Genomic DNA, 24276 nt, shown 5'->3' on the forward strand with positions numbered 1-24276 from the left:
GGGAACGCCGCCGCCCGCCCCGCGGCGCCGGCCGGGGCCAGTGCCACAATGGCCGCATGAGCACCCCCGCGCACGTGGACCGGCGACCGCCCTCCTTCGGCTCGACCCGCGCCGACCTGTGGGTCCAGATCCTCCTCGTGCTCGGGGTGTCGCTGGGCGCCTCCGCGGTGTACGCGGTGATCTCCCTGGCCGAGGACCTCGCCCGGGGCCCGCTCGCCGAGGCGCAGGCGACCCTCAACCCGCCGCTGAGCATCCAACCCGTCTTCGACCTGCTCCGCCAGCTCGCCGGGATCGGCCTGGACCTCGTCCCGGTGCTGCTGGCCCTCTACCTGCTCGCCGGCTCGGCGGGGGCCCTGCGCACCGCCGCCCGGCGGATCGGGCTCGACGCGCGGATGCCCCTGTCGGACCTCGGGCTGGGCGCCGTGCTGTTCCTGCTCATGGGCCTGGGCACGCTGGCCCTCTACGGGGCCGGGCGGGCCCTCGGCGTGACCGCCCAGGTCACGACCTCGGGCCTCGCCGAGCACTGGTGGACCGTGCCGGTCCTGCTGCTGTCCGCGCTGCGCCACGCGCTCGTGGAGGAGGTGGTGGTCGTCGCCTTCCTCGCGGACCGGCTGACCCGCCTGGGCTGGCGCTGGCCGGCGGTGCTGGCGGCCACGGCCCTGCTCCGCGGCGTCTACCACGTCTACCAGGGGATCGGCCCGTTCCTGGGCAACGTGGTGATGGGCCTGGTCTTCGCGGAGCTCTACCGGCGCACCGGGCGGGTGATGCCCCTCGTCGTGGCGCACTTCCTGCTCGACGCCGTGGGCTTCCTCGGCAGCGCGTGGCTGCTGGGCTGAGCCCCGCCGCCCGGTCCGCGCGGGCTCAGATGGTGACGGGGCCGTCCGGGGTGGTGAACGTCACCGACAGCAGCCCCGGGGTCCCGTCCGGGTAGCGCCACTCGACCTCCACGTCCTGCAGCGCGGTCTCGACCGGCGCGCCCAGCCACTCGGTGACGCGCTCGGGAGCGCCCGCGATGCACATCCCGGCGAGGCCCACGTCCGTGATCCGGGCCTGCGAGGGGTGCATCTCCGGGGCCGAGTCGAAGCGCACCATGAACGGCAGCTGCGGATCCGCGATCAGGCCCATGACGCCGATCTGGTGCCACTGCAGGCAGCGCCCGTCCGGGAACACCCGGTGGCCGGCCACCGCCTCGCGGCCCAGCCGCCGCTCGAAGGGGGCGAGGTCGTCGACCTCCACGACCCAGCCCAGCCAGCCGCCGCCCGCCCGGGACCGGGCGCGCACCGCCTGGCCGAACGGCGCCTTCTCCGCCGCGGGGTGCTCGAGGACCTCCACGACCTCCACGTACTGGTGGTTGGTCAGCGGCAGGATCATGTTGCGGGTGCCGAAACGGGGGTGCACCCCGCCCTTGACCGGCTCGATCCCGAGCTGGTCCGCGATCCGCTCGGTGGTGGCGGCCAGACCCTCGGGGCGGCAGGCGTAGGACACGTGGTCGACTCTCATGGGCACATCGTGGCACCGTGTGAGTTGCGTCTCCAAATCGGCCCGCGGCGCGCCCGGGGACCCCCGCGGGGCCCGGCGCCGGGCCCCGCGCCGGACCCGGCTTGACGCCGTGTTCCCCGAATCCGGAGAATGTGGGCAGGTCATGAGCGCCAGCGTCCAAGCCCCAGCTAGCTGGCCGGCAACCCTCCACCGCGGTGGGGTGCCCTGGGTGAAGACCAGGCTCCTCGCGCCCGGCGAGGCAGCAAGCGCGGGTCCTCGGTGCCCGGCCGTTCCCCGGTTGCACCGCGACGGCCGGAGACCGGACCCCTGACTTTCCGCAAGGAGCTCACGGCATGCCCGAGTCCCCCCTTCCCACGCCCGAGAACCCGGCCGGCTGGTCCTTCGAGACCAAGCAGATCCACGCCGGCCAGCGTCCCGACCCGGTCACCGGGTCCCGGGCCCTGCCGATCCACCAGACGACGTCCTTCGTGTTCCCCGACGCCCAGGCCGCCGCGGACCGCTTCGCGCTCGCGGAGCTCGGCCCGATCTACACCCGGATCGGCAACCCCACCACGGAGGTCGTGGAGAACCGCATCGCGGCGCTCGAGGGCGGGGTGGGGGCGCTCATGCTCGGCTCGGGGCAGGCGGCCACGACGTTCGCGGTGCTCAACGTCGCCGGCGCGGGGGACCACGTCGTGGCGAGCCCCAGCCTGTACGGCGGGTCGTTCAACCTCTTCAAGTTCACCCTGGCCAAGCTCGGCATCGAGACGACGTTCGTCGACGACCCGGACGCCCCCGAGGCGTGGCGGCGGGCGGTGCGCCCGAACACCAAGGTCTTCTACGCCGAGACCATCCCCAACCCGCGCAACGACGTCCTCGACATCGAGACCGTCGCGGGGATCGCCCACGAGAGCGAGGTCCCCCTCGTCGTGGACAACACGGTGGCGACCCCCTACCTGGTGCGGCCCCTCGAGTGGGGCGCCGACGTCGTGGTGCACTCGGCCACCAAGTTCCTCGGCGGCCACGGCACGGCCATCGGCGGGTTCATCGTGGACTCCGGCAACTTCGACTACGGCCGCTACCCCGACCGGTTCCCCGGCTTCAACCTCCCCGACGAGTCCTACGCCGGGCTCGTCTACGCCCAGGCGCTCGGCGCCGACGGCCCCTTCGGGGCCAACCTCTCCTACGTCCTCAAGGCCCGGGTGCAGCTGCTGCGCGACCTCGGCCCGGCGATCTCCCCGTTCAACGCGTTCCTCATCGAGCAGGGGATCGAGACCCTGTCCCTGCGCATGGAGCGCCACGTGGCCAACGCCGGGACGGTCGCCCGGTGGCTGGAGGCTCGCGAGGACGTGCGCTCCGTGTCCTGGGCGGGCCTGGAGTCCTCGCCGTGGCACGAGCGGGCCCGCAAGTACGCGCCGAAGGGCGCCGGGTCCGTCCTGGGCTTCGTGCTCGAGGGCGGCCGCGAGGCCGGTGCCGCGTTCGTGGACGCCCTGAGCCTGCACTCCAACGTCGCGAACATCGGCGACGTCCGCTCGCTCGTCATCCACCCGGCGTCGACGACGCACAGCCAGCTCCTGCCGGAGGAGCAGCTCGGAGCCGGGGTGGAGCCCGGTTTCGTGCGCCTGTCCGTGGGCCTGGAGAACGTCGAGGACATCCTCGCCGACCTCGAGCAGGGCTTCGCGGCCGCGGCCGGGGCCCAGGAGTGACCGTGACGGTGCTGCGCGGGCTCGGCGCGGGGACCCCCGTCCGGGAGGACGGGGTGGCGCGCCACGCCGAGATCGGGACGCTCGAGCTGGAGTCGGGCCACCGGCTGCCCGAGGTGCGGCTGGCCTACGAGACGTGGGGCACCCTCGCCCCGGACGGCTCCAACGCCGTGCTCGTCGAGCACTCCCTCACGGGGGACGCACACGTGGCCGCGGGCCGGGCCCGTCCCGGGGCGTCCGAGGCCGAGCGGCGCGCCGCCGAGAGCGCGGGGTGGTGGGAGGGCCTCGTGGGCCCCGGCGCCGCCATCGACACCGACCGCTACTTCGTGGTCTGCGCGAACATCGTGGGCGGCTGCTACGGGTCCACGGGCCCGGCCAGCCCCGCGCCGCCGAGCGTGGACCCCGAGCGGCGGCCCTGGGGCTCGCGCTTCCCCATGGTCACCATCCGCGACACCGTGCACGCCGAGGCGGCCCTCGCCGACGCCCTCGGCGTCGAGGCCTGGCGCCTGGTCATCGGCGGGTCCATGGGCGGGGCGCGGGCCCTGGAGTGGGCCGTGACCTACCCGGACCGGGTCCGGGCGTGCGCCGTGATCGCGGCCTGCGCGCAGTCCAGCGCCGAGCAGATCGCCTGGGGCCAGGCCCAGAACCTCGCGATCCGCCAGGACCCGGACTTCCGCGGCGGCGACTACTACGACGGGCCCCTCCCCGCGGCCGGCCTCGGCCTGGCCCGGCGGATCGCCCACATCACGTACCGCTCCGCGGCCGAGCTGCACCACCGGTTCGGGCGCACGCCCCAGGGCGAGGAGCACGTGATCGGCGCCACGGCCGCCGAGCGCGGGCGCTACCAGGTGGAGAGCTACCTCGACCACCAGGCGTCCAAGCTCGCGGGCCGCTTCGACGCGAACGCGTACCTGGCCGTCAACGAGGCGCTGATGTCCCACGACGTCGCCCGGGGCCGCGGCACGCTCGAGGAGGCCCTGTCCGTCAGCTCGTGCGAGTGGCTCGTGGCCGCCGTGGACTCCGACCGGCTGTACCTGCCGCACGAGTCGGACGTGCTCGCCGCCGCCCTGCCGGGCCGGGTCCGCCGGCGCACCCTGACGTCCCCGTCCGGGCACGACGGCTTCCTCCTCGAGTCCCCGCAGCTCGGGAAGCTGCTCGTCGAGACGGTCCTGCGGGAGGCCTGAGCCGGTCCTGCCCGCCGGGCGCCGCCGTCGGGGCCCGGGTGGCACACTGGTGCCATGACCGACGCCCCCGCCCCGACCGCCGCCCCCTTCGCCGTCTGGAGCAACGACGCCGACGCCCGCCCCGGCACGCCCCTGCTCGTGCTGCTGCACGGGTACGGCTCGCACGAGCGCGACCTCATGGGCCTCGTGCCCGCCCTGCCCGCGCAGTTCAGCGTCGCGTCGCTGCGGGCGCCGCAGCCGGTCCAGCTCGGCTACCAGTGGTTCCCGCTGTCCGCGGACCTCGGCTTCTCGCTGGAGCGGGTGCTCGAGGCCGTGGCCCCGGTGGCCGCCTGGCTGCGCGAGCGCGCGGCCGAGCACTCCAGCATCACGCTGCTCGGCTTCTCCCAGGGCATGGCCATGGCCACGTCCCTGGCCCGGCACATGCCCGGGGAGATCGCGGCCGTGGTGGGCCTGTCCGGGTTCGTGGTCCCGGGGGAGCACCCGCTGTTCGCCGACGAGCGGCTGCGGGAGCAGCGCCTGCCGATGTTCTGGGGCCGGGACCCGCAGGACCCCGTCATCCCACCGGAGCTCGTGGACGCCACCGCCGAGTGGGCGCTGGAGCACGCCGACGTCATGAAGGTCCACTACACCGGGGTGGGCCACGGCGTCAGCCCCCAGGAGCTCGGCCACGTCGGCGAGTACCTCACCCAGGTGGTGCTGCGGGGCTGAGCCGCCCGGCCGGGCTCAGTCCCGGGCCGTGATGCGCACGGAGGTCCCGTGGGCGCTGACCACGTCCCCCGCGTGCAGCTGGCGGCCGCGGCGCGTCTCGACCTCCCCGTTCACCCGGACCCGGCCCTCCTCGACGAGGGACCGCGCGTGGGCGCCGTCCTCGGCGAGGTTCGCCAGCTTCAGCGCCTGGCCGAGCCGGATCATCCCGTCCCGGATCTCCAGGTCCTCGGGCGTGCCGTGCTGCTGCGGTGGTGTCGTCATGGCCCCATTGTCCCAGCCTCCCGCAGTGCTGCGCACCCGGCTCCGCACCCGGTGCCGGCGTCCCCGCCGGGGTCTGCGCCGTCCCGGGGCCCCCCGCCCCGGCCCGGTCCGCGGGTGCCGCGGTAATTGGCTACCCTGGGGCGAGGACGTCGCCCGCGGCGTCCTCGTTCGTGACGGCCGACGCAGGCCGCGCCCTCGGCGGCCGACCCGCCGAGCCCGCAACCCACCACGCACGTCCGCAGCCGGCGGTCGGGCGAGAACCTGGAGTGAACCCACATGGCCCCCAAATCCACGTTGGACAACGTCATCTCGCTGGCCAAGCGCCGCGGTTTCGTGTTCCAGGCGGGTGAGATCTACGGCGGTTCCCGCTCCGCCTGGGACTACGGGCCCCTCGGTGCGGAGCTCAAGGAGAACATCAAGCGCGAGTGGTGGCAGACCTTCGTGCGCGGGCGCGAGGACATGGTCGGCCTCGACTCCTCGATCATCCTGCCCAAGGCCGTGTGGGAGGCCTCCGGGCACGTCGCGACGTTCACCGACCCGCTCGTCGAGTGCCTCTCCTGCCACAAGCGCGCCCGCCAGGACCACCTGATCGAGGCCTTCGAGGAGAAGAAGGGCCGCGCCCCCGAGAACGGGATGTCCGAGATCCCCTGCCCCAACTGCGGCACCAAGGGCCAGTGGACCGAGCCCCAGCAGTTCTCCGGCCTGATGAAGACCTTCCTCGGCCCGGTCGACAACGCCGAGGGCCTGCACTACCTGCGCCCCGAGACCGCCCAGGGCATCTTCGTGAACTTCAACAACGTGGTGACGACCTCCCGCAAGAAGCCGCCGTTCGGCATCGGGCAGATCGGGAAGGCGTTCCGCAACGAGATCACCCCCGGCAACTTCATCTTCCGCACCCGCGAGTTCGAGCAGATGGAGATCGAGTACTTCACGCACCCGGCGGAGGCGCAGCACTGGTTCGACGAGTGGGTCGAGGCCTGCTGGTGCTGGTTCACGGACCTGGGCATCGACCCGGACCACATGCGCCGCTTCGACGTGCCGAAGGAGGACCGCGCGCACTACTCGGCGGGCACCATCGACATCGAGTACAGGTTCGGCTTCCAGGGCAACCCCTGGGGCGAGCTCATGGGCGTGGCCAACCGCACCGACTACGACCTCGGCGTGCACAACGAGCACTCCAACGCGGACCTGAGCTACTTCGACCAGCAGACCAACGAGCGCTACGTGCCCCACGTGATCGAGCCGTCGTTCGGCCTGACCCGCTCGATGATGGCCTTCCTCGTGGACGCCTACACCGAGGACGAGGCCCCCAACGCCAAGGGCGGGGTGGACAAGCGCACCGTCCTCAAGCTGGACCCGCGCCTGGCCCCCGTCAAGGCCGCGGTGCTGCCGCTGTCCCGCAACGAGGACCTCTCGCCCAAGGCGCGCGACCTCGGCGCGGAGCTGCGCCGGAACTGGAACATCGACTTCGACGACTCCGGGGCGATCGGCCGCCGCTACCGCCGCCAGGACGAGATCGGCACCCCGTTCTGCATCACGGTGGACTTCGACACCCTCGAGGACCAGGCCGTCACCATCCGGGAGCGGGACGCCATGACGCAGGAGCGCGTGGCCCTGGACCAGGTCAAGTCCTACCTCGCCGGGAAGCTCGCGCGCTGATGGGCGGGCCGGGCAACCTCGTGATCCGTCCCTGGCGGGACGGCGACGACCTGCGCCTGCTCGAGGTGTGGCCGGACCCGGAGACCGCCACCGCCGCGCAGTTCCGGGCCACGCTCGGCCCCGACGGCGACGCCCCGTGGTCCCGCACGCTCGTGGCGGAGGACTCCGGCGTGCCGATCGCCGCCGGCACGGTCCGCGAGTCGGCGCTGCACCCGCTGCGGCTGTGGGCGTGGGTCGAGGTGGCCCCCGACCGCCGCGGCGAGGGCCTCGGCCGGGCCCTGCTGGAGCGCCTGCGCGCGGAGGCGGCCGCCGCGCCGTCGGGCGTGCGGGCCCTGCGCACCAAGGTGGCCCCCGGCTCGGCGGGCGAGCGGTTCGCGCGCGCCGCCGGGCTGGGGCCCGTGCAGCTCTCCCGCGTGGTGCGCGTCGAGCCCGGGGCGCTGCCGCTGCGCCCGCTGCGGGAGCACGCCGACGGGACCCCCGCCCAGGCGGTGCAGGACCTCGCGACCGGCTCCGTGGAGCTCACCCGGGTGCTGTGGGAGTTCTACCGCGCGGTCCACGGCTGGGACGACCCGGCCGACCTGCCGGTCGGACGGGTGAACCAGCTCTTCCTCTCCGACGCGGCCCACGCGTTCGGGGCCGTGGTGCTGCGCAACGGCGTGGCGCCGGGGGAGCGCGGGCGGATCTCCGCCTTCGCCGTGAGCTACCGCCCGCTCGAGCTCGACGCCGCGCCCGGGGCCGGGCCCGCCGAGGCCCCCGCCGACGCCCCGGCGAACGTGCTCCTCGGCTGGGCGCCGGGTGATTCCGCGGCCGGACCGGCCGTCGAGCAGCTGCTCGCGCTGCTGGTCCACGACCACCCGGTGCAGTTCCAGGTGGACGGGTCGATGGAGCCGCTGACCGCCGTCGCCGACAACCTCCTGGCCGCCGGCGTCGCGTCGGTCGTCGAAACCACCGTGGTCCTCGCGGAGCCCGCCGGCTCCTGAGCCGCCCCCCCGGGCCCCGCCCCGCCGCCTGCGGGGCGGGGCCGGGGACTTGCGGTGTGCCCGTCCGTGAGAGAATGCCCCGGTGATGGACACCCGTACCGAGAACCCGCCCGCGAAGCTCGACCTTCCGCCCCTGCACCTGGGGAAGCTGACGATCGACGTCCCGGTCGTGCTCGCGCCCATGGCCGGGGTGACCAACAAGGCGTTCCGCCGGCTGTGCCGGGAGTACGGCGGCGGGCTCTACGTCACCGAGATGGTCACCGCCCGCGCCCTCGTGGAGCGCCGCCCCGAGTCCATGCGGATCATCGACCACGACCCGGACGAGGTCCCGCGCTCCATCCAGATCTACGGGGTGGACGCGGTCAACGTCGGCAGGGCCGTGCGCATGGTCGTCGAGGAGGACCGCGCCGACCACGTCGATCTCAACTTCGGCTGCCCCGTGCCCAAGGTCACCAAGCGCGGCGGCGGCTCCGCCCTGCCCTGGAAGACCGACCTGTTCACCGCCATCGTGCGCACCGCGGTCGAGGAGGCCTCCCGCGGCGGCGTTCCCGTGACCGTGAAGATGCGCAAGGGCATCGACGACGACCACCTCACCTTCCTGGAGGCCGGGCGGATCGCCCGCGACCACGGCGTGGCCGCGGTCGCCCTGCACGGACGGACCCTGGAGCAGCACTACTCCGGGACCGCGGACTGGGACGCGATCGCCCGGCTGCGCGAGGCCCTGCCCGACGTGCCCGTGCTCGGCAACGGCGACATCTGGAGCGCCGAGGACGCCGTGCGCATGGTCGAGCAGACCGGGGTGGACGGCGTCGTGATCGGCCGCGGCTGCCAGGGCCGGCCCTGGCTGTTCGGGGACCTGCAGGCCGCCTTCGAGGGCCGCCCCGACCGGTTCCGCCCCGGCGTGGCCGACGTCGCCCGCACGATCTACCGGCACGCGGAGCTGCTCGTCGAGATGTTCGGCGACGAGGGCAAGGGCCTGCGCGACATCCGCAAGCACGTGGCCTGGTACTTCAAGGGCTACCCCGTGGGCGGGGAGCTGCGCGCGCGCATGGCGCAGGTCCCGGACCTGGCCACCCTCCGGGAGCTGCTGGCCGAGCTGGACCTGGACCTGGGCTACCCGGGCGACGCGGTCGAGGGACCCCGCGGCCGCGCGGGCTCCCCGAAGCGCCCGCACCTGCCGGACGGCTGGCTCGCCTCCCGCGAGCTCGGCGACGCCGAGCGGCTGGGCCTGTCCGCCGCCGAGCTCGACGTCTCCGGCGGCTGAGCGCCGGTGGCCACCGAATGAGAGGACCGGGCATGCACCACTCGTCCATCGAGGTCGACCGCACCGCCAGGCCGGTGACCGGCTACGCCGCCCGCGACGTCGAGCGCTGGGTGGCGGAGGACCACCACAACAAGTACCGGTCCGACTTCGAGCGGGACCGCGCCCGGATCCTGCACTCCTCCGCGCTGCGCCGGCTGGCGTCCAAGACGCAGGTCGTCTCCCCGGACACCGACGACTTCGTGCGCAACCGGCTCACCCACTCGCTGGAGGTCGCCCAGATCGGCCGGGAGCTGGGCGGGATGCTCGGCTGCGACCCCGACGTCGTCGACGCCGCGTGCCTGTCCCACGACCTCGGCCACCCGCCGTTCGGGCACAACGGGGAGTCGGCCCTGAACCGGCTGACCAGCCACATCGGCGGCTTCGAGGGCAACGCCCAGACCCTGCGCCTGCTCATCCGGCTCGAGCCCAAGGTGACGGACGACGAGGGGCGGCCCGCCGGGCTGAACCTCACCCGTGCCGTGCTCGACGCCACGTGCAAGTACCCGTGGCAGGCCCACGAGGCGCCGCTGCGCCCGGACGGGACCCGCTCCCCGAAGTTCGGGGTCTACGCCGACGACCTGCCCGTGTTCGAGTGGCTGCGCGACGGGGCCCCGCCCCGCACCAAGTGCCTCGAGGCCCAGGTCATGGACCTCGCCGACGACATCTCCTACTCCGTGCACGACGTCGAGGACGCGATCGCCTCCGGGCTCGTGCAGCTCGGCTGGCTCGCCGACACGACCCAGCGGGAGAAGGTCCTGGACCTCACCCGCCGGTGGTACCTGCCCGAGGCCGCGCCCGAGGCCCTCGACGCGGCCCTCACCCGCCTGGAGGACTCCTCCCTGTGGGTGCGCGAGATGGACGGCTCCCGCCAGGGCCTCGCCGAGCTGAAGAACATGACGAGCCAGCTCATCGGCCGCTTCGCGATGTCCGCGGTGGCCGCCACCCGGGACATCTACGGCGACGAGCGGCTGACCCGCTACGCCGCCCGGCTGGTGGTCCCCGAGGAGACGGCGGTGGAGATCGCCGTGCTCAAGGGCATCGCCACCACCTACGTCATCACCGTGCGGGACGCGCAGCCCATCTACGAGAACCAGCAGGAGGTGCTCTCCATCCTCGTGGGCGCCCTCATGGACACCGACGGCCACCACCTCTCGCCCGCCTTCGCCGCCGACTGGCGGGAGCTGGGGGACGGGCCCGGCGCCGAGGCCGCGCGGCTGCGCCTCGTCGTGGACCAGGTCGCCTCCCTCACCGACCTCTCGGCCGTCGCCCTGCACGACCGCATCCGGGGAACCCACTGGCGCGTGGGGGACAAGCCGCTGTGGTGAGACCCCCGTCACGGGGCGCCGCCCCTTCCCGTTCAACGGATGTGAGCTGGGACTCCTCCGCGGCCGTTCCTAGACTCGTCGGGACCGTGCTCCTCCTCACGAAGGCCTGATGCCCCATGGCTCCCTCCTCCGGCTCCGCCCCGTCCCCGGCGGACTCCTCGGCCTCCGGCGCCACGCCGGTCCTGCGGTCCCGGGCGTGGGTCGCGCCGCTGTGCTGGATCGCGGTGCTCCTCGACGGCTTCGACGCCGTGGTCCTGGGCGCCGTCCTCCCGTCCATGCTCGAGAACGGCGAGCTCGGGATGACGACCGCCCAGGGCACCGCCGTGGCCACCGCCGGCCTCGTGGGCATGATGATCGGGGCGCTCGCCATGGGCTACCTCACCGACCGGCTGGGCCGGCGCAAGATGCTCATCGGCGCCGTGGTCCTGTTCTCGCTGCTCACCTTCGCCGCCGCGTTCTCCCCGAACGTGCTGGTCTTCGGCCTCCTGCGCTTCCTCGCCGGCCTGGGCCTCGGCGGCTGCCTGCCCACCGCCATCGCCATGGTCACCGAGTTCGCCCGCCGCGGCCGCGGCTCCAACGCCACCACCCTGGTGATGACCGGCTACCACGTGGGCGCCGTGCTCACCGCGGCGATCGCCATCGCCGTGGTCCGTCAGTTCGGCTGGCAGGAGATGTTCGTCCTGGGCGCGCTCCCGGCTCTCGTGCTGGTGCCCCTGATGCTCTTCTTCCTGCCCGAGTCCCCGTCCTGGCTGGCGTCCAAGGGCAGCACGGCCGAGGCGCGCACCGTGGCCGAGCACTACGGCGTGAGCATCGACCACCGCAGCGCGGCCGAGGAGAAGGCCGAGACGGTGGGTGCAGCGATGCTGCTGTCCCCCGGCTGGCGCCGCAACTCCATCGCGATCTGGGTCGCGTCCTTCATGGGGCTGCTGCTCGTCTACGGCCTGAACACCTGGCTGCCGCAGATCATGCGCGCCGCCCAGTACGACCTCGGCAACTCCCTCGGGTTCCTGCTCGTCCTCAACGTGGGCGCCATCGCCGGCCTGACGGTCGCCGGCCGGGTGGCCGACCGGATCACCCCCCGCGCCGCGGGCATCATCTGGTTCCTGGGCTCCGCCGCGCTGCTCGCCGCGCTCGCGATCAGGCTGCCGCTGCTGGGGATCTACGCCATGGTCTTCGTCACCGGCTGCTTCGTGTTCTCCTCCCAGGTGCTCGTCTACGCGTTCACCGCGGCCAACCACCCGCCGCGGGTGCGCGCCACGGCGCTGGGCATGTCCGCCGGGGTGGGCCGGCTCGGGGCGATCTCCGGGCCCATCATCGGCGGCACCCTGCTCGGGGCGGGGCTGGCCTACCCGTGGGGCTTCTTCGCCTTCGCGGCCGTGGGCGCCCTCGGCGGGCTCGCCCTCACCGGCACGAGGACGCGGCCGGAGCTGCGGGAGACCGGCCGCTGACCCGCCCGCTGTCCCGTCCGCCCGCCCGTCGCCGACCCCTCCCGCCGGGGGAGCGCCGGCGTCCCGGCGTCCCCGGGCGCGCCTAGACTGGTCGGTGTGGCAGGACTGATCAGACGCGAGGACATCGACGAGGTCCGGTCGCGCACGGACATCAAGGAGATCGTCGACGGCTACGTGACGCTCAAGAGCGCCGGCATCGGCTCCTGGAAGGGCCTGTGCCCGTTCCACGACGAGCGCACCCCGTCCTTCCACGTCCGCCCGCAGATGGGCACCTACCACTGCTTCGGCTGCGACGAGTCCGGGGACGTCATCGCGTTCCTGATGAACATCGACCACACCACCTTCTCGGAGACCGTCGAGAAGCTCGCGGCGCGGATCGGCTACGAGCTGCACTACGAGCAGGGCTCCGGGCCGAAGAAGGAGGAGGTCGGCCGCCGCCAGCGCCTGCTCGACGCGCACAAGGTCGCCGCCGAGTTCTTCCAGCGCAACCTCTACACCCGCCAGGCCGCCCCCGCCCAGCAATTCCTGGGGGAGCGCGGCTTCGACGGCGAGGCCGCCCGCCGCTACGGCGTCGGCTACGCCCCCCGCGGCTGGGACCACCTGCTCAAGCACCTGCGCGACCGCGGCTTCACCGACCAGGAGCTCAAGCTCACCGGGATGTTCTCCGAGGGCAACCGGGGGCTCTACGACCGGTTCCGCGGCCGGCTGGTGTGGCCCATCCGCGCGGTCGCCGGCGAGGTGATCGGCTTCGGGGCGCGCAAGCTCTTCGACGACGACCAGGGCCCCAAGTACCTCAACACCCCGGAGACCCCGCTCTACAAGAAGTCGCAGGTGCTCTACGGGATCGACCTCGCCAAGCGGGAGATCGCCAGGCAGCGCCGCGTCGTCGTCGTCGAGGGCTACACCGACGTCATGGCGTGCCACCTCGCGGGCGTGACCACCGCCGTGGCGACCTGCGGCACCGCGTTCGGCCCCGAGCACATCAAGATCGTCCGCCGCTTCCTCTCCGACGACGGCGGCGGGGGAGAGGTCGTCTTCACCTTCGACGGCGACGCCGCCGGCCAGAAGGCCGCCCTGCGCGCCTTCGAGGAGGACCAGAAGTTCGTCGCCCAGACGTACGTGGCCGTCGAGCCGCACGGGATGGACCCCTGCGACCTGCGCCTGGCCCGCGGGGACGCGGCCGTCGCGGAGCTCGTCGACACCCGCCGGCCCCTGTTCGAGTTCGCGATCCGCGCGACCCTGCGGAACTTCGACCTTGACACCATCGAGGGCAGGATCCGGGCGATGCGCGCGTGCGCGCCCATCGTCTCCCGGATCCGGGACCGCTCCCTGCGCCCCGCCTACGCCCGCCAGCTCGCCGGCTGGCTCGGGCTGGACCCCGCGGAGGTCCAGCGCGCGGTCGACGCCGCCGGCCGCGCGCCCCGCGAGGACCAGGCCGCCTCCCGGCCGGCGGAGGAGCCGGCGCCCGCCGCCCCGGCCGCACAGCTGCCCGACCCGCGCGAGCCCGTGGCGCGGATGGAGCGGGAGGCGCTCGAGGCCGTGATCCAGTGCCCCCAGCTGCTCCAGGACCGGCACTGGGAGGAGTTCTCGCTCAGCCGCTTCCGCTACCCCGTCCACGGGGCGGTGCACGACGCCGTGCTGGGCGCCCGCGCGGGCCTGGGCGGGCACGTGCCGAGCGGGCAGGTGTGGGTGGACGCCGTGCGCGGGCACCTGCCGGAGCCCCTGCACGGCTACCTCGCCGAGCTCGCCGTCACCCCGCTGCCGGCCACCACGGAGCAGCAGCTCGAGCGCTACACCGCGGACATCCTCAACCGGCTGTTCGAGCTGCAGATCAACCGGCGCAAGTCCGACCGGCTGGCCGAGCTGCAGCGCACCGACCCCGCGGGGCAGCGGGAGCGCTACCAGGAGCTCCAGCGCGAGCTGCTCGAGCTGGAGATGCAGCGCCGCAGCCTCCGCCAGGACTGAGAGGGGATTTGGCGTTGCCCGTGCCGGGGCGGTAGAGTGATTGCTCGTTGCACGCGTGCGTGCACGGTCCTCCGTAGCTCAATTGGCAGAGCATTCGACTGTTAATCGAAGGGTTACTGGTTCGAGTCCAGTCGGGGGAGCAGCGCAGAAGGCCCCCACCAGCTGAAACGCCGGTGGGGGCCTTCCTCGTGCGCGGTCGGCGTCCCCGGTGTCCTCGTCGGCGCTCAGCCGAGGCTGACGCCGTCGGCCAGGCCGCAGCGGCGAACCAGGGCTCGGCCACCAGCCCCACCGGCGCCGCCACCCGTGACTTACGCGGCGTCGCTGCCCGGCGACGTGCCATTGTGCTGACCGTGGCTCCGGATGCCGGGGTCGGGGCCGAGGGCCATGGGCGGGCCGGCGTTCCGCTCCTCGGGGCACCCGTCGCACGGCGCCGCGGCCGGTGCGGCAGGGGCGTGCCACGTCGTGACCGCACGGAGTTGCCTCTGTCACGAACTGCCGTCGAGCCCCCGGTCAGCAGCGGATCCTCCTGACTGCACCTGCTTGACCAGGGGGAGACCGCGGAGGATCTTCGTGCCGAGCCGGCCGCCGCGACGCTCGCAGCACTACTGGTCCGAGGGTCACCCGGGGCACCCGCGTTCGCCGGTGGGGACGGCAAGGACCAGGAGGGCACCACCGACGGGAAGGTCCTCGTCGTGTCGGTCGAGCACGAGCAGCACGGCGGCAAGGAGGTCGCCGGAAGCCGGAGAAGAAGGCGTGCCGCACGGACCACAGGAACACGACGTGGATGCACGTCTGCGCCGGCGAGGGTGACCAGGAGGAAGGACCAGGGGTCGCAGCGGCGAGCAGGCCCCGGGGTGACCTCGCGCGAGGGGCCCGTCCGGGACACCGGGCGGGCCCCTCCCGCGTGCACGGTCCGGGGCCGCGACCGTGCGCGCCCGGGACCGAGCGCCCGTCGAGGGGGAGCCCGATGATAGCTTTGTGCTCAGTCCACGTACTTTTCACGAACATTCACGGAGGCGGGCATGAGTCATTCGGTAGGCCCCAGCACGGGCGGCACCTCGGGGGCCGGAGCGGGGCAGTCCAGCCCCGGCGCGGCGTCCATCCTCGACGTCGTCAAGGTCTTCGGGCGGCTGCTGCCCAAGCAGCTCAAGGACGAGGCGCAGCTGGCCAAGCTCGAGCTCACGGAGAAGGCGAAGACCCTCGGCAAGGGGGCCGCGTTCGTGGCCGTCGGCCTGGTCTTCCTGCTGCTGGCCACCATCGCGCTCGTCGGGGCGGTCATCGCGGCGCTCTCACAGGTGATGCCGGCGTGGCTGGCGGCCCTGCTGCTGGCCGTGCTGTTCCTCGTCGTGCTCGGGGTCGCCGCGCTGCTCGGCCTCGCGACCATCAAGAAGGCGTTGCCGCTCGTGCCGCGCAAGGCGCTCTTCGGCGTCAAGTACGACCTCGGCGTCGTCAAGGAGGGCTCCGCCTACACGGAGTCCCGCGTCCAGCGCGAGGAGCAGCTGGCCCGGGAGCGCAAGGAGCAGGAGAAGCGGGAGGCCGCCCAGGACCCCGCCCGCCAGAAGCCCCCGGCGCCCACCGAGGAGCAGCTGCGGCACCGGCTCAAGCTGCGCCGCGAGCACCTCAAGACGCTGCGCGACGACGTCCAGGGCCGCGCCCAGACCATCCAGTCCACCACCAAGGGGTTCGTGGACCGCACCAGCCGCACCGTGAAGACCACGCCCAAGGACATCAAGGGCCTGCTCGCCCAGGGCGGCCAGCACCGCGGGACGGGGGCGGGCCGCTCCGGCCTCACCGAGCGCTGGCAGCCGCTGACGGTCCTGGCCGTGGCCGGGAGCGCGTTCCTCGTCTTCCTGCGCAAGCTCTTCCGGTGACGGCGGCGTCCACGGGCAGCCCCGTGGACACGCCCGCCGCGTGAAGGCCCGGAAGCCCTCGGCTTCCGGGCCTTCGCCGTCGGTTCACCCGGTGTCCACCTCCCGCCGAGCGGAGCCCCGGCAGGGCTCGGTAGAATCCGGTGCGTGAGCAGAGGTCGGTGCGTGTCGTGAGCCAGTGGCTCGCCGTCCTCCTGGCCCTGCTCTCGGCGCTGTGCCTGGCGGTCGGCACGCAGCAGCAGGGCAGCGCCGTGGCCGACCGGTCCTCCGGCCGCCTCCGGGCCGGCGCGCTGCCGGCCCTGCTGCGCAGCCGCCGCTGGCTGCTCGGCCTGGTCCTCCTCGGCCTCGGCACCGGGCTCAACGTCGCCGCCCTCGGGCTGGCCACGGTGACCGTGGTCCAGCCGATGGGTGTTGTCGCCCTCGTGGTCACCACCCTCCTCCACGCCCGGCACCGCCGCCTGAAGGTCAACCGGCGCACCTGGGCCGCCATCGTGCTGTGCACCGCGGGCGGGGCGGCCTTCGTCACCTGCGCCGTGGGCGCGACCGACCCCGCCCGCGGCATCTCGCGCTGGGCCGAGCACACCGTGGTGGTGATGCTCGTGGTCCTCGTGTGCGTGCTCGGGGTGGCCGCGGCCCTGTTCCGCCGCCGTCTCGACAGCACCTTCTACGTGGTCGGCGCGGGGATCCTCTACGGGTTCGTGGCCGTGCTCGTGCGCCTGACCCTCACCCGGGTCCAGGGCAGCCCGGGCGGCCCGCTGGACGACGTCAACTGGCTCGCGGTGGGCGCCGCGGTCGTGGCCTCGGTCCTCGGCGGGTGGTTTGTGCAGAGCGCGTTCGCCGCGGGGCCGCCGGACCTCGTCATCGCCGGCCTCACGGTGATCGACCCCATGGTGGGGGTGCTGCTGGGCCTGCTGGTGCTCGGCGAGGCGGGCACGGGGTTCACGGTGCTCACCGGCGTCCTCATGGCCGTGGCCGGTGCCGTTGCTATAGTCGGGGTCGCCGTGCTCTCCCAGCACCACCCGGAGGTCCTCGAACGCCGCGCCGATCTCGCGCGGAAGGGCCGGGCGGTGCTCGACCCGGGCACGCCGGCACCGTCCCCAGCAGCACCTGACCGAGCAGCACACGACCGACCGGGAAGCCACGCTTGAGCGCCGACACCACCTCCATCGATCGTTCCCTCACCGTCCTGCTGGGCGCCGAGACCTACCCGCCCGACGTCAACGGTGCCGCGCAGTTCGCGCACCGGCTGGCCCGCGGCCTGCACGAGCAGGGCCACCGGGTGCACGTCGTGTGCGCGCGCCCCGACCCGGGACCCTCGTACCGGCGCGACGACGACGGCGTGGCCGAGCACCGGATGCGCTCCCACCGGGCGTTCACGCACCCGTACTTCCGCGTGTGCCTGCCCTGGGAGGTCGCGGCGGACATCCGCCGGCTGTTCGACGAGGTGCGCCCCGACGTGGTGCACCTGCAGTGCCACTACATCCTGGGGCGCCTGCTCGTGCGGGAGGCCCGGCGCCGGGGGATCCGCACGGTCGGCACCAACCACTTCGTGCCCGAGAACCTCGAGCCGTTCCTGCCGTTCCCGCGGTGGGTTTTGGACTGGTACCGCGGCGTGTCCTGGCGGGACATGGTGCGGGTCTTCGGCCGCTGCGACGTCGTCACCGCGCCGACCCCGCTCGCCGTGGACACCATGCGCCGCAACGGCTTCCCCGACACGGTCCTGGCCGTCTCCAACGGCATCCGGATCGCCGACTACGAACCCCGGGCGGGGGAGCGGGCGGAACGGACGGAGCACCCCACCGTGCTCTTCGTCGGCCGGCTCGCGGTCGAGAAGAACGTGGACGTGCTCATCGAGGCGCTGTCCCTGCTCCGCTCCGGCGCCGGGGCAGCCGCCCACCTGGAGCTGGCCGGCGACGGCGAGCAGCGCCCCGTCCTCGAGCGGCTGGCGCGGACCCTGGGCGTGGCCGACCGGGTGCACTTCCTGGGCTACGTCTCCGACGAGCAGCTGCGCGACGCCTACCTGCGGGCGGACGTCTTCTGCCAGCCGGGCACGGCCGAGCTGCAGTCGCTCGTCACCCTCGAGGCGATGTCCGCGTCCCGCCCGGTCGTCCTGGCGGACGCCCAGGCCCTCCCGCACCTGGCCGAGGACGGCGTCAACGGCTACCTCTTCGTCCCCGGCGACGCCCGGGACCTGGCCCGCAGGCTGGCCCTCGTCCTCGACGCCCCGGCGGAGGAACGGGCCCGGATGGGCCGGGAGAGCCACCGCAAGGTCGCCCTGCACAGCTTCCCCCGCACGCTGGAGACGTTCCTGCGCCTGTACGGCGGCGACCTGCCCGAGCCCGCCGCCCACCCGGTGGGCCGCCCCCGCGGGATCCGGGGGCGGCTGGCCTCCCTCGTGCGGTAACGTGGACGTGCGCCGCCGGGCCCGGCCCGGCGCGGGGCCGTAGCTCAGCCGGTCAGAGCAGAGGACTCATAATCCTTCGGTCGTGGGTTCAAGCCCCACCGGCCCTACCCGTCCCACGGGAGCCACGAGGCCCCGGACCACCCGGTCCGGGGCCTCGTGCGTGCCGTGCGCGGCACGGCCCGATGTGGTGCACTGGTGTCCCACCCACCGAGAGGATGCCGTCATGAGCCACCGCACGCTGTGGAGGACCCTGTCCGTGGCCGGTCTGGCGCTCGCCGCGCTGACCGGGTGCGACAACCCCGACCAGGAGGTCGAGGAAGGCGTCGACCAGGTGCAGCAGGGCGCCGAGGACGCCCAGCAGCAGGTCGAGGAGGGCGCCGAGGACGCCCGGCAAAACGTCGAGGAGGGCGCCGAGGACGTCCGGCAGAACGTCGAGGAGGGCGTCGAGGACGTCCGAAACGGCGACGAGGAGGGCTCGGGTCAGGACGGCGGCTGAGGTGCCGCCCGCAGCGCGCCGGGGACGGGCAGCAGGACCGAGGGCCCGAGGACCCCGACGAACCCCAGCGGGTTGACGTAGTCCTCGCCCCGGCGCACGCCCCAGTGCAGGCAGTCGCCGGGCACGCAGTGGTCGCGGCCGCGCAGCGTGCCCACGGCCTGGCCGCGGCGCACCCGCTCCCCGCGGCGCAGGGTCGACTCGACGGGCTCGAAGCTCGAGCGCAGCCCCCCGCCGTGGTCGAGCGTCAGCACGGGACGGTCCACCACGCGGCCCGCGAAGCTCACCGTCCCGTCCGCGGGCGCGCACCACCGCCCCGGTGCCCGCCGCCAGGTCCACGCCCCGGTGACCGCGGTGCCACCGCTGCGCCGGCGGGGACCAGTCGCCCACCACGGCCGGGCGGGGGGACAGCGGCCACGCCCAGCTCCCCCCGGCGGCGCTCCCGGGAGGGCCCAGCACCAGGCCGAGCACGAGCGCGCCGGGCACGACCAGCGCGAGCGCGACGAGCACGCAGGCCCCGGGTGCCGGTGCGCCCGGGGGCCGTCGGGTGCGGCGGGGGTGCGGGGGAGACGGGGGCAGGGCGTCCATGGCCCCACCCTGCGCGGCCGCGGGGCACACGGACCGCCTGCCGCGGGCCGGTGTGGACGGCCGCGGCGCCCCCGCCCGACGCCGCCGCGGTGTGCAGGGGCAATCACCCGCTGTAGTACACTTGAGCCCGCAGTCTGCTCTCTGCGCCCAGTGGGACGCCCTCGTGACTCCCGGTTCCGGCTCTCCAGCCGGAGCCGCCGGTGCGGCGGCGAGCAGCTGACTTCGCGCACAGCGCCGCCGGGATCTCCTTTCCCGGCCCGGCCGTCCCGGTCCGCGTCCCCGTCCCGGCGGGGTGCGGTCGACGGCCCGGCAGCGGACCGCACGGTTCCGCTCGCCGCTGTGCCAGGGGCTCGTCCGCCGGACGCAGCCGAGAACCGTACCCGCGGGCCGGGCGTCCTCGCACGCCCTCCCGCACGAGAACAAGGAGACGACATGTCCGTCGTTACCATGCGCCAGCTCCTCGACAGCGGCGTGCACTTCGGCCACCAGACCCGCCGCTGGAACCCGAAGATGAAGCGCTTCATCTTCACCGAGCGCAACGGCATCTACATCATCGACCTCCAGCAGTCGCTGTCCTTCATCGACCGCGCCTACGAGGCCGTGCGCACCACCGTCGCCCACGGCGGCACCATCCTGTTCGTCGGCACGAAGAAGCAGGCCCAGGAGGCCATCGCCGAGCAGGCCACCCGCGTGGGCATGCCCTACGTGAACCACCGCTGGCTCGGCGGCATGCTCACCAACTTCGCGACCGTCTCCAAGCGCATCGAGCGCATGAAGGAGCTCGAGGAGATCGACTTCGACGACGTCGCCGGCTCGCAGTACACCAAGAAGGAGCTGCTGCTCCTGCGCCGCGAGAAGGAGAAGCTGGAGCGCACTCTCGGCGGCATCCGCAACCTCACCAAGGCCCCGTCCCTGGTCTGGATCGTGGACACCAAGAAGGAGCACCTCGCGGTGGACGAGGCCCAGAAGCTGGGCATCCCCGTCGTCGCGATCCTCGACACCAACTGCGACCCCGACGAGGTCAACTTCCCGATCCCGGGCAACGACGACGCGATCCGCTCCGTCAACCTGCTGACCCGCGTGATCGCCGACGCCGTCGCCGAGGGCCTCATCGAGCGCCACAACAAGAAGTCCGGCAGCGCCGACCAGGCCGAGGAGCCGATGGCCGAGTGGGAGCGCGAGCTGCTCGAGCAGCACGCCGCCGAGCAGAACGCCGCCCCGGAGGCCGAGGCCCCGGCCGAGGCGCCCGCCGCGACCGAGACGGCCGCCGAGTAGTCTCCGTTCACCTTCCATTCTCCCGGGTGGGCCACCGTGCCCACCGGACGCCGGCCGGGGCGGGCACGCGCCCGCCCCGGCCGGCACCACCGACTACGTGAGGAGTTCACATGGCGAACTACACCGCCGCTGACATCAAGGCCCTGCGTGAGCGCACCGGCGCCGGCATGCTCGACGTCAAGAAGGCCCTGGACGAGGCCGACGGCGACCTGCAGAAGGCCCAGGAGATCATCCGCGTCAAGGGACTCAAGGGCGTCACCAAGCGCGAGGGCCGCGCGACGGCGGAGGGCCTCGTGGCCGCCCGCGTCGAGGGCACCGTCGGCTACATGGTCGAGGTCAACTCCGAGACCGACTTCGTGGCCAAGTCCGCCCCGTTCGTCGAGTTCGGCAACAAGGTGCTCGAGGCCGCCGTGGCCGCGGACGCCTCCTCCCTCGAGGAGCTCATGGCCGCCCAGGCCGACGGCAAGGCCGTCTCCGAGCTCGTCACCGAGACCGGCGCCCTCCTGGGCGAGAAGGTCGTCGTCCGCCGCATCGCCCGCGTCGAGGGCGAGAACGTGGACGTCTACCTGCACAAGACCTCCAAGGACCTCCCCGCCCAGGTCGGCGTGCTCCTGGCCGTGACCGGCGCCGACTCCGCGCAGGTCGCCCACGACGTCGCCGTGCACGTCGCCGCGATGTCCCCGACCTTCCTCTCGCAGGAGGACGTGCCCGCCGCGACCGTCGAGTCGGAGAAGCGCGTCGCAGAGGAGACCGCCCGGGCCGAGGGCAAGCCGGAGAAGATCCTCCCGAACATCATCGCCGGCCGCCTGAAGGGCTACTTCAAGGACGTCGTGCTGCTCGACCAGGACTTCGCCAAGGACTCGAAGAAGACCGTCGGCCAGGTGCTGCAGGAGGCCGGTGCCACCGCCACCGCCTTCGCGCGCTTCCGCGTCGGCGCCTGATCCGCTCGGCGCGCACGAGCGCCGCGCCGAAGGAGGCGCCCCCTGCACCGCAGGGGGCGCCTCCTTCGGCGTTCCCGCCCGGTCGCCTCCCACCTGGGGCGACGGCGTCCCGACGGGATCCGCGCGGACCCGGCGGGAAGGGCGGGCGCGGGCGTTCTGTATGCTGAGGGAGGCCCGGTCCCGAGCGTGAGCACCCTCGCGGGGCCGTGCCGGTCCACGCTGCACCGTCGTCGCCGGGAGGAACCATGCCCACCACTTCTGCGTCCGAGATCAAGGACGAGGCCCTCCGCATGAGCCGGGACCCGCGGGCCACGCCCACCCGGCGCCGCGTGCTGCTGAAGCTCTCCGGGGAGGTCTTCGGCGGCGGCTCCATCGGCGTGGACACCCGTGTCGTGCGGGACATCGCCGAGCAGATCGCCGCCACCGTGGGCGAGGTCGAGACCGCCATCGTGGTCGGCGGCGGCAACTTCTTCCGCGGCGCGGAGCTCTCGCAGGCGGGCATGGACCGCTCGCGCGCGGACTACATGGGCATGCTCGGCACGGTGATGAACTGCCTCGCCCTGCAGGACTTCCTGGAGCAGTGCGGCGTGGACACGCGCGTGCAGTCCGCGATCAAGATGGAGCAGGTCGCCGAGGTCTACATCCCCCGCCGGGCCATCCGCCACATGGAGAAGGACCGCGTCGTGATCTTCGGCGCCGGGGCGGGCCTGCCCTACTTCTCCACCGACACCGTGGCCGCCCAGCGGGCGCTCGAGGTGCACGCGACCGAGGTGCTCATGGCCAAGAACGGGGTGGACGGCGTCTACACCGCCGACCCCCGCACCGACCCGGACGCGGTGCGGCTGTCGGAGCTCACCTACGACGAGGCCCTCGCCCGCGACATCCGGGTCATGGACCAGACCGCCTTCAGCCTGTGCCGGGACAACGACGTGACGATGCGCGTGTTCGGCATGGAGGGCCAGGGCAACGTGACCCGCGCCATCCTGGGGGAGCGGATCGGCACCCTCGTCACCACCTGAGCCGTCACGGCCTGACCCGGCGCCCGCGGGCCCGGCGATAGACTGGCCACAGCACGCCCGGGCCGTGCGGCCCCAGCGCCGCGCCCGGCCGAAACGACCCCGCGCGGAGGACTCCGTGCGACACCACGAAGGAGCCTTGCGTGATCTCAGAGATCCTGTCCGAAGCGAAGACCAAGATGGCCAAGGCCGTCGACGCCGCCAAGGACGACTTCGCCGCCATCCGCACAGGGCGCGCCAACCCCTCGCTGTTCTCCAGCGTGCTGGTCGAGTACTACGGCACCCCCACCCCGCTGCAGCAGCTCGCGTCCTTCCAGAACCCCGAGGCCCGCACCCTGCTCATCACCCCGTACGACCGATCGGCCCTCAACGACATCGAGAAGGCCCTGCGCAACTCGGACATCGGGGCGAACCCGGCCAACGACGGCAACGTCATCCGCGTCGTCATGCCGGAGCTCACGCAGGAGCGCCGCAAGGAGTACGTGAAGATCGTCGGGCACAAGGCCGAGGAGGGCCGCGTGTCCGTGCGCAACATCCGCCGTCACGCCAAGGACCTGATCGAGAAGTCCGTCAAGGACGGGGAGATCGGCGAGGACGAGGGCAAGCGCGCCGAGAAGGACCTCGACGCCGTGACGAAGAAGCACATCGAGCAGATCGACGAGCTGCTCAAGAACAAGGAAGCGGAGCTGCTGCAGGTCTGATGTCCGACCCGTCGCGACCGCACCAGGAGACGAAGGCTTCCCCGGAACCCGCCGGGGAGGCCTTCTCCCCACGTGCCGACCTCTCCGCCGTCCCGGCGCCCGCGCCGCGCCGCGGGCGCCGGGAGCGCCGGCACACGGCCCCCTCGCGGGCCGGCCGCAACCTGCCGGCCGCCATCGGCGTGGCCGTGGTGCTCATCGGCACGCTGCTCCTCGGCCTGTTCGCCCAGCCCGTGGTCCTGGCCCTGCTCGCCGGAGCGGCCGCGGGGATCGGGGTCTGGGAGGTCGGCCGCTCGCTGCGCTTCCGGGACATCGCCATCCCGCGCGTGCCCGCGGTGACCGCCGGGGTGCTCATGCCCCTCGCGGCCTTCTACGGCGAGGGCGAGGCGCTCATGATCGCCGTGGTCGTGGGCCTGACGCTCGTGATCGTGTGGCGCGCCCTAGGCCGCCGGGACGGGATGATCCTGTCCATCATGGGCTCGGTCTTCGCCCTCCTCTGGGTGGGGTTCCTGCTCAGCATCGCGCTGCTGCTCTACCACACGGACGCCGGGCCCCTGAAGGTGCTGACCGTCATCCTGCTGGCCGTCGGCTCCGACACCTGCGGCTACGCCGTGGGAGTGATCTGGGGCCGCCACCCCATGGCGCCGCGGATCAGCCCGAAGAAGTCCTGGGAGGGCTTCGCCGGCTCCCTCGGCGGGTCGGTGGTGATCGGCGTGCTGTGCGCGGTGCTGCTGCTCGACCACGCGTGGTGGGAGGGCGCCCTCCTCGCGGTCGTGCTCGTGCTCGCCGCGACGCTGGGGGACTTCGCCGAGTCCATGGTCAAGCGCGAGCTGGGCATCAAGGACATGGGCACCCTGCTGCCCGGCCACGGGGGCGTGATGGACCGGATCGACTCGATCCTCTTCGCCGTGCCCGCCGGGTACCTGCTCTTCGAGCTGTTCGCGGCGCGTGCCTGACCCCGCCCGCGAGCACCCGAGA

22 protein-coding genes, 2 tRNA genes and 1 riboswitch are annotated in these 24276 nt (G+C 73.5%); of the genes, 21 read left to right on the forward strand and 3 right to left on the reverse strand.

Annotation, left to right across the window (positions count from 1 at the left end):
- Window positions 1-56 precede the first annotated feature (56 nt).
- Window positions 57-836 (forward strand): CPBP family intramembrane glutamic endopeptidase, encoded by a 780-nt coding sequence (locus M3185_RS07815; RefSeq protein ID WP_251333104.1) that lies wholly within the window; start codon window positions 57-59, stop codon window positions 834-836.
- Window positions 837-861: 25 nt separating this feature from the next.
- Here M3185_RS07815 and M3185_RS07820 read toward each other — a convergent pair whose 3' ends face one another.
- Window positions 862-1500: a VOC family protein gene (locus tag M3185_RS07820; RefSeq protein ID WP_251333105.1), complete on the reverse strand. Its 639-nt coding sequence runs from the start codon at window positions 1498-1500 to the stop codon at window positions 862-864.
- A 138-nt stretch (window positions 1501-1638) separates the two neighbouring features.
- Window positions 1639-1754: riboswitch (SAM riboswitch) on the forward strand.
- Between the two features lie 78 nt (window positions 1755-1832).
- On the opposite strand from M3185_RS07820, the gene M3185_RS07825 reads away from it, so the two are divergent.
- The 3 genes from M3185_RS07825 to M3185_RS07835 are packed head-to-tail and all read left to right on the forward strand — an operon-like array spanning window position 1833 to window position 5074.
- Window positions 1833-3185, forward strand: coding sequence for a bifunctional o-acetylhomoserine/o-acetylserine sulfhydrylase (locus M3185_RS07825; protein WP_251333106.1), 1353 nt, complete (start codon window positions 1833-1835; stop codon window positions 3183-3185).
- Window positions 3182-4366: a homoserine O-acetyltransferase MetX gene (gene metX / locus M3185_RS07830; RefSeq protein ID WP_251333107.1), complete on the forward strand. Its 1185-nt coding sequence runs from the start codon at window positions 3182-3184 to the stop codon at window positions 4364-4366. The genes M3185_RS07825 and metX overlap by 4 nt, the downstream gene beginning before the upstream one ends.
- A gap of 54 nt (window positions 4367-4420) precedes the next feature.
- Entirely contained in the window at window positions 4421-5074 is a 654-nt protein-coding gene (locus M3185_RS07835) for an alpha/beta hydrolase (protein WP_251333108.1), read from the forward strand.
- A gap of 15 nt (window positions 5075-5089) precedes the next feature.
- On the opposite strand, the gene M3185_RS07840 is transcribed toward M3185_RS07835, so the two are convergent.
- Window positions 5090-5335, reverse strand: coding sequence for an RNA-binding S4 domain-containing protein (locus M3185_RS07840; protein ID WP_251333109.1), 246 nt, complete (start codon window positions 5333-5335; stop codon window positions 5090-5092).
- A 276-nt stretch (window positions 5336-5611) separates the two neighbouring features.
- Between M3185_RS07840 and M3185_RS07845 the strand changes: the two genes are divergently transcribed.
- The 12 genes from M3185_RS07845 (at window position 5612) to M3185_RS07900 (ending at window position 18783) form a co-directional block, all read left to right on the forward strand.
- Window positions 5612-6994: a glycine--tRNA ligase gene (locus M3185_RS07845; protein ID WP_251333110.1), complete on the forward strand. Its 1383-nt coding sequence runs from the start codon at window positions 5612-5614 to the stop codon at window positions 6992-6994.
- Window positions 6994-7974 carry a GNAT family N-acetyltransferase gene (locus M3185_RS07850; protein ID WP_251333111.1) on the forward strand — a complete coding sequence of 327 codons (981 nt, stop codon included), beginning with the start codon at window positions 6994-6996 and terminating at the stop codon, window positions 7972-7974. Before M3185_RS07845 ends, M3185_RS07850 begins: the two co-directional genes overlap by 1 nt.
- Before the next feature lie 85 nt (window positions 7975-8059).
- Window positions 8060-9238 (forward strand): tRNA dihydrouridine synthase DusB, encoded by a 1179-nt coding sequence (gene dusB, locus M3185_RS07855; RefSeq protein WP_251333142.1) that lies wholly within the window; start codon window positions 8060-8062, stop codon window positions 9236-9238.
- A gap of 32 nt (window positions 9239-9270) precedes the next feature.
- The gene (locus tag M3185_RS07860) at window positions 9271-10602 is read left to right on the forward strand and encodes a deoxyguanosinetriphosphate triphosphohydrolase (protein ID WP_251333112.1); all 1332 of its coding nucleotides are present in this window, start codon (window positions 9271-9273) and stop codon (window positions 10600-10602) included.
- 116 nt (window positions 10603-10718) lie between these two features.
- Entirely contained in the window at window positions 10719-12050 is a 1332-nt protein-coding gene (locus M3185_RS07865) for an MFS transporter (RefSeq protein ID WP_251333113.1), read from the forward strand.
- A 96-nt stretch (window positions 12051-12146) separates the two neighbouring features.
- Window positions 12147-14015, forward strand: coding sequence for a DNA primase (gene dnaG / locus M3185_RS07870; protein WP_251333114.1), 1869 nt, complete (start codon window positions 12147-12149; stop codon window positions 14013-14015).
- Between the two features lie 67 nt (window positions 14016-14082).
- Window positions 14083-14155: transfer RNA gene (locus M3185_RS07875), tRNA-Asn, on the forward strand.
- A gap of 882 nt (window positions 14156-15037) precedes the next feature.
- Window positions 15038-15886, forward strand: coding sequence for a phage holin family protein (locus M3185_RS07880; protein ID WP_251333115.1), 849 nt, complete (start codon window positions 15038-15040; stop codon window positions 15884-15886).
- A gap of 167 nt (window positions 15887-16053) precedes the next feature.
- A complete protein-coding gene (locus tag M3185_RS07885; protein ID WP_251333116.1) occupies window positions 16054-17031 on the forward strand; it encodes a DMT family transporter in 978 nt (325 codons plus the stop codon).
- Window positions 17028-18287 (forward strand): glycosyltransferase, encoded by a 1260-nt coding sequence (locus tag M3185_RS07890; protein ID WP_251333117.1) that lies wholly within the window; start codon window positions 17028-17030, stop codon window positions 18285-18287. The genes M3185_RS07885 and M3185_RS07890 overlap by 4 nt, the downstream gene beginning before the upstream one ends.
- Window positions 18288-18320: 33 nt before the next feature.
- Window positions 18321-18394 (forward strand) — tRNA-Ile (locus tag M3185_RS07895).
- A 116-nt stretch (window positions 18395-18510) separates the two neighbouring features.
- Window positions 18511-18783 (forward strand): hypothetical protein, encoded by a 273-nt coding sequence (locus M3185_RS07900; protein ID WP_251333118.1) that lies wholly within the window; start codon window positions 18511-18513, stop codon window positions 18781-18783.
- On the opposite strand, the gene M3185_RS17365 is transcribed toward M3185_RS07900, so the two are convergent.
- Window positions 18768-19067, reverse strand: a complete 300-nt coding sequence (locus tag M3185_RS17365; RefSeq protein WP_308222182.1) for a M23 family metallopeptidase — start codon at window positions 19065-19067, stop codon at window positions 18768-18770. The two genes, M3185_RS07900 and M3185_RS17365, sit on opposite strands and share 16 nt — an antisense overlap.
- 733 nt (window positions 19068-19800) lie before the next feature.
- Here M3185_RS17365 and rpsB point away from each other — a divergent pair.
- From rpsB to M3185_RS07930, 5 genes are all read left to right on the forward strand, one after another.
- A complete protein-coding gene (gene rpsB / locus M3185_RS07910) occupies window positions 19801-20643 on the forward strand; it encodes a 30S ribosomal protein S2 (RefSeq protein WP_251333119.1) in 843 nt (280 codons plus the stop codon).
- A 110-nt stretch (window positions 20644-20753) separates the two neighbouring features.
- Window positions 20754-21584 carry a translation elongation factor Ts gene (gene tsf, locus M3185_RS07915; RefSeq protein WP_251333120.1) on the forward strand — a complete coding sequence of 277 codons (831 nt, stop codon included), beginning with the start codon at window positions 20754-20756 and terminating at the stop codon, window positions 21582-21584.
- 290 nt (window positions 21585-21874) lie between these two features.
- Window positions 21875-22603, forward strand: coding sequence for a UMP kinase (gene pyrH / locus M3185_RS07920; RefSeq protein WP_251333143.1), 729 nt, complete (start codon window positions 21875-21877; stop codon window positions 22601-22603).
- Window positions 22604-22743: 140 nt separating this feature from the next.
- Window positions 22744-23301 (forward strand): ribosome recycling factor, encoded by a 558-nt coding sequence (frr, locus tag M3185_RS07925; RefSeq protein WP_251333121.1) that lies wholly within the window; start codon window positions 22744-22746, stop codon window positions 23299-23301.
- Window positions 23301-24254: a phosphatidate cytidylyltransferase gene (locus M3185_RS07930; protein ID WP_251333122.1), complete on the forward strand. Its 954-nt coding sequence runs from the start codon at window positions 23301-23303 to the stop codon at window positions 24252-24254. Before frr ends, M3185_RS07930 begins: the two co-directional genes overlap by 1 nt.
- Window positions 24255-24276 lie beyond the last annotated feature (22 nt).

The organism is Kocuria rosea, from assembly GCF_023715525.1.
GTDB lineage: Bacteria > Actinomycetota > Actinomycetes > Actinomycetales > Micrococcaceae > Kocuria > Kocuria rosea_A.

Coding starts and splice junctions, on each gene's coding strand:
- M3185_RS07815 (WP_251333104.1), top strand. CDS start 57: ATGAGCACCCCCGCGCACGTGGACCGGCGACCGCCCTCCTTCGGCTCG.
- M3185_RS07820 (WP_251333105.1), bottom strand. CDS start 1,500: ATGAGAGTCGACCACGTGTCCTACGCCTGCCGCCCCGAGGGTCTGGCC.
- M3185_RS07825 (WP_251333106.1), top strand. CDS start 1,833: ATGCCCGAGTCCCCCCTTCCCACGCCCGAGAACCCGGCCGGCTGGTCC.
- M3185_RS07835 (WP_251333108.1), top strand. CDS start 4,421: ATGACCGACGCCCCCGCCCCGACCGCCGCCCCCTTCGCCGTCTGGAGC.
- M3185_RS07840 (WP_251333109.1), bottom strand. CDS start 5,335: ATGACGACACCACCGCAGCAGCACGGCACGCCCGAGGACCTGGAGATC.
- M3185_RS07845 (WP_251333110.1), top strand. CDS start 5,612: ATGGCCCCCAAATCCACGTTGGACAACGTCATCTCGCTGGCCAAGCGC.
- M3185_RS07850 (WP_251333111.1), top strand. CDS start 6,994: ATGGGCGGGCCGGGCAACCTCGTGATCCGTCCCTGGCGGGACGGCGAC.
- dusB (WP_251333142.1), top strand. CDS start 8,060: ATGGACACCCGTACCGAGAACCCGCCCGCGAAGCTCGACCTTCCGCCC.
- M3185_RS07860 (WP_251333112.1), top strand. CDS start 9,271: ATGCACCACTCGTCCATCGAGGTCGACCGCACCGCCAGGCCGGTGACC.
- M3185_RS07865 (WP_251333113.1), top strand. CDS start 10,719: ATGGCTCCCTCCTCCGGCTCCGCCCCGTCCCCGGCGGACTCCTCGGCC.
- M3185_RS07880 (WP_251333115.1), top strand. CDS start 15,038: ATGAGTCATTCGGTAGGCCCCAGCACGGGCGGCACCTCGGGGGCCGGA.
- M3185_RS07900 (WP_251333118.1), top strand. CDS start 18,511: ATGAGCCACCGCACGCTGTGGAGGACCCTGTCCGTGGCCGGTCTGGCG.
- rpsB (WP_251333119.1), top strand. CDS start 19,801: ATGTCCGTCGTTACCATGCGCCAGCTCCTCGACAGCGGCGTGCACTTC.
- tsf (WP_251333120.1), top strand. CDS start 20,754: ATGGCGAACTACACCGCCGCTGACATCAAGGCCCTGCGTGAGCGCACC.
- pyrH (WP_251333143.1), top strand. CDS start 21,875: ATGAGCCGGGACCCGCGGGCCACGCCCACCCGGCGCCGCGTGCTGCTG.
- M3185_RS07930 (WP_251333122.1), top strand. CDS start 23,301: ATGTCCGACCCGTCGCGACCGCACCAGGAGACGAAGGCTTCCCCGGAA.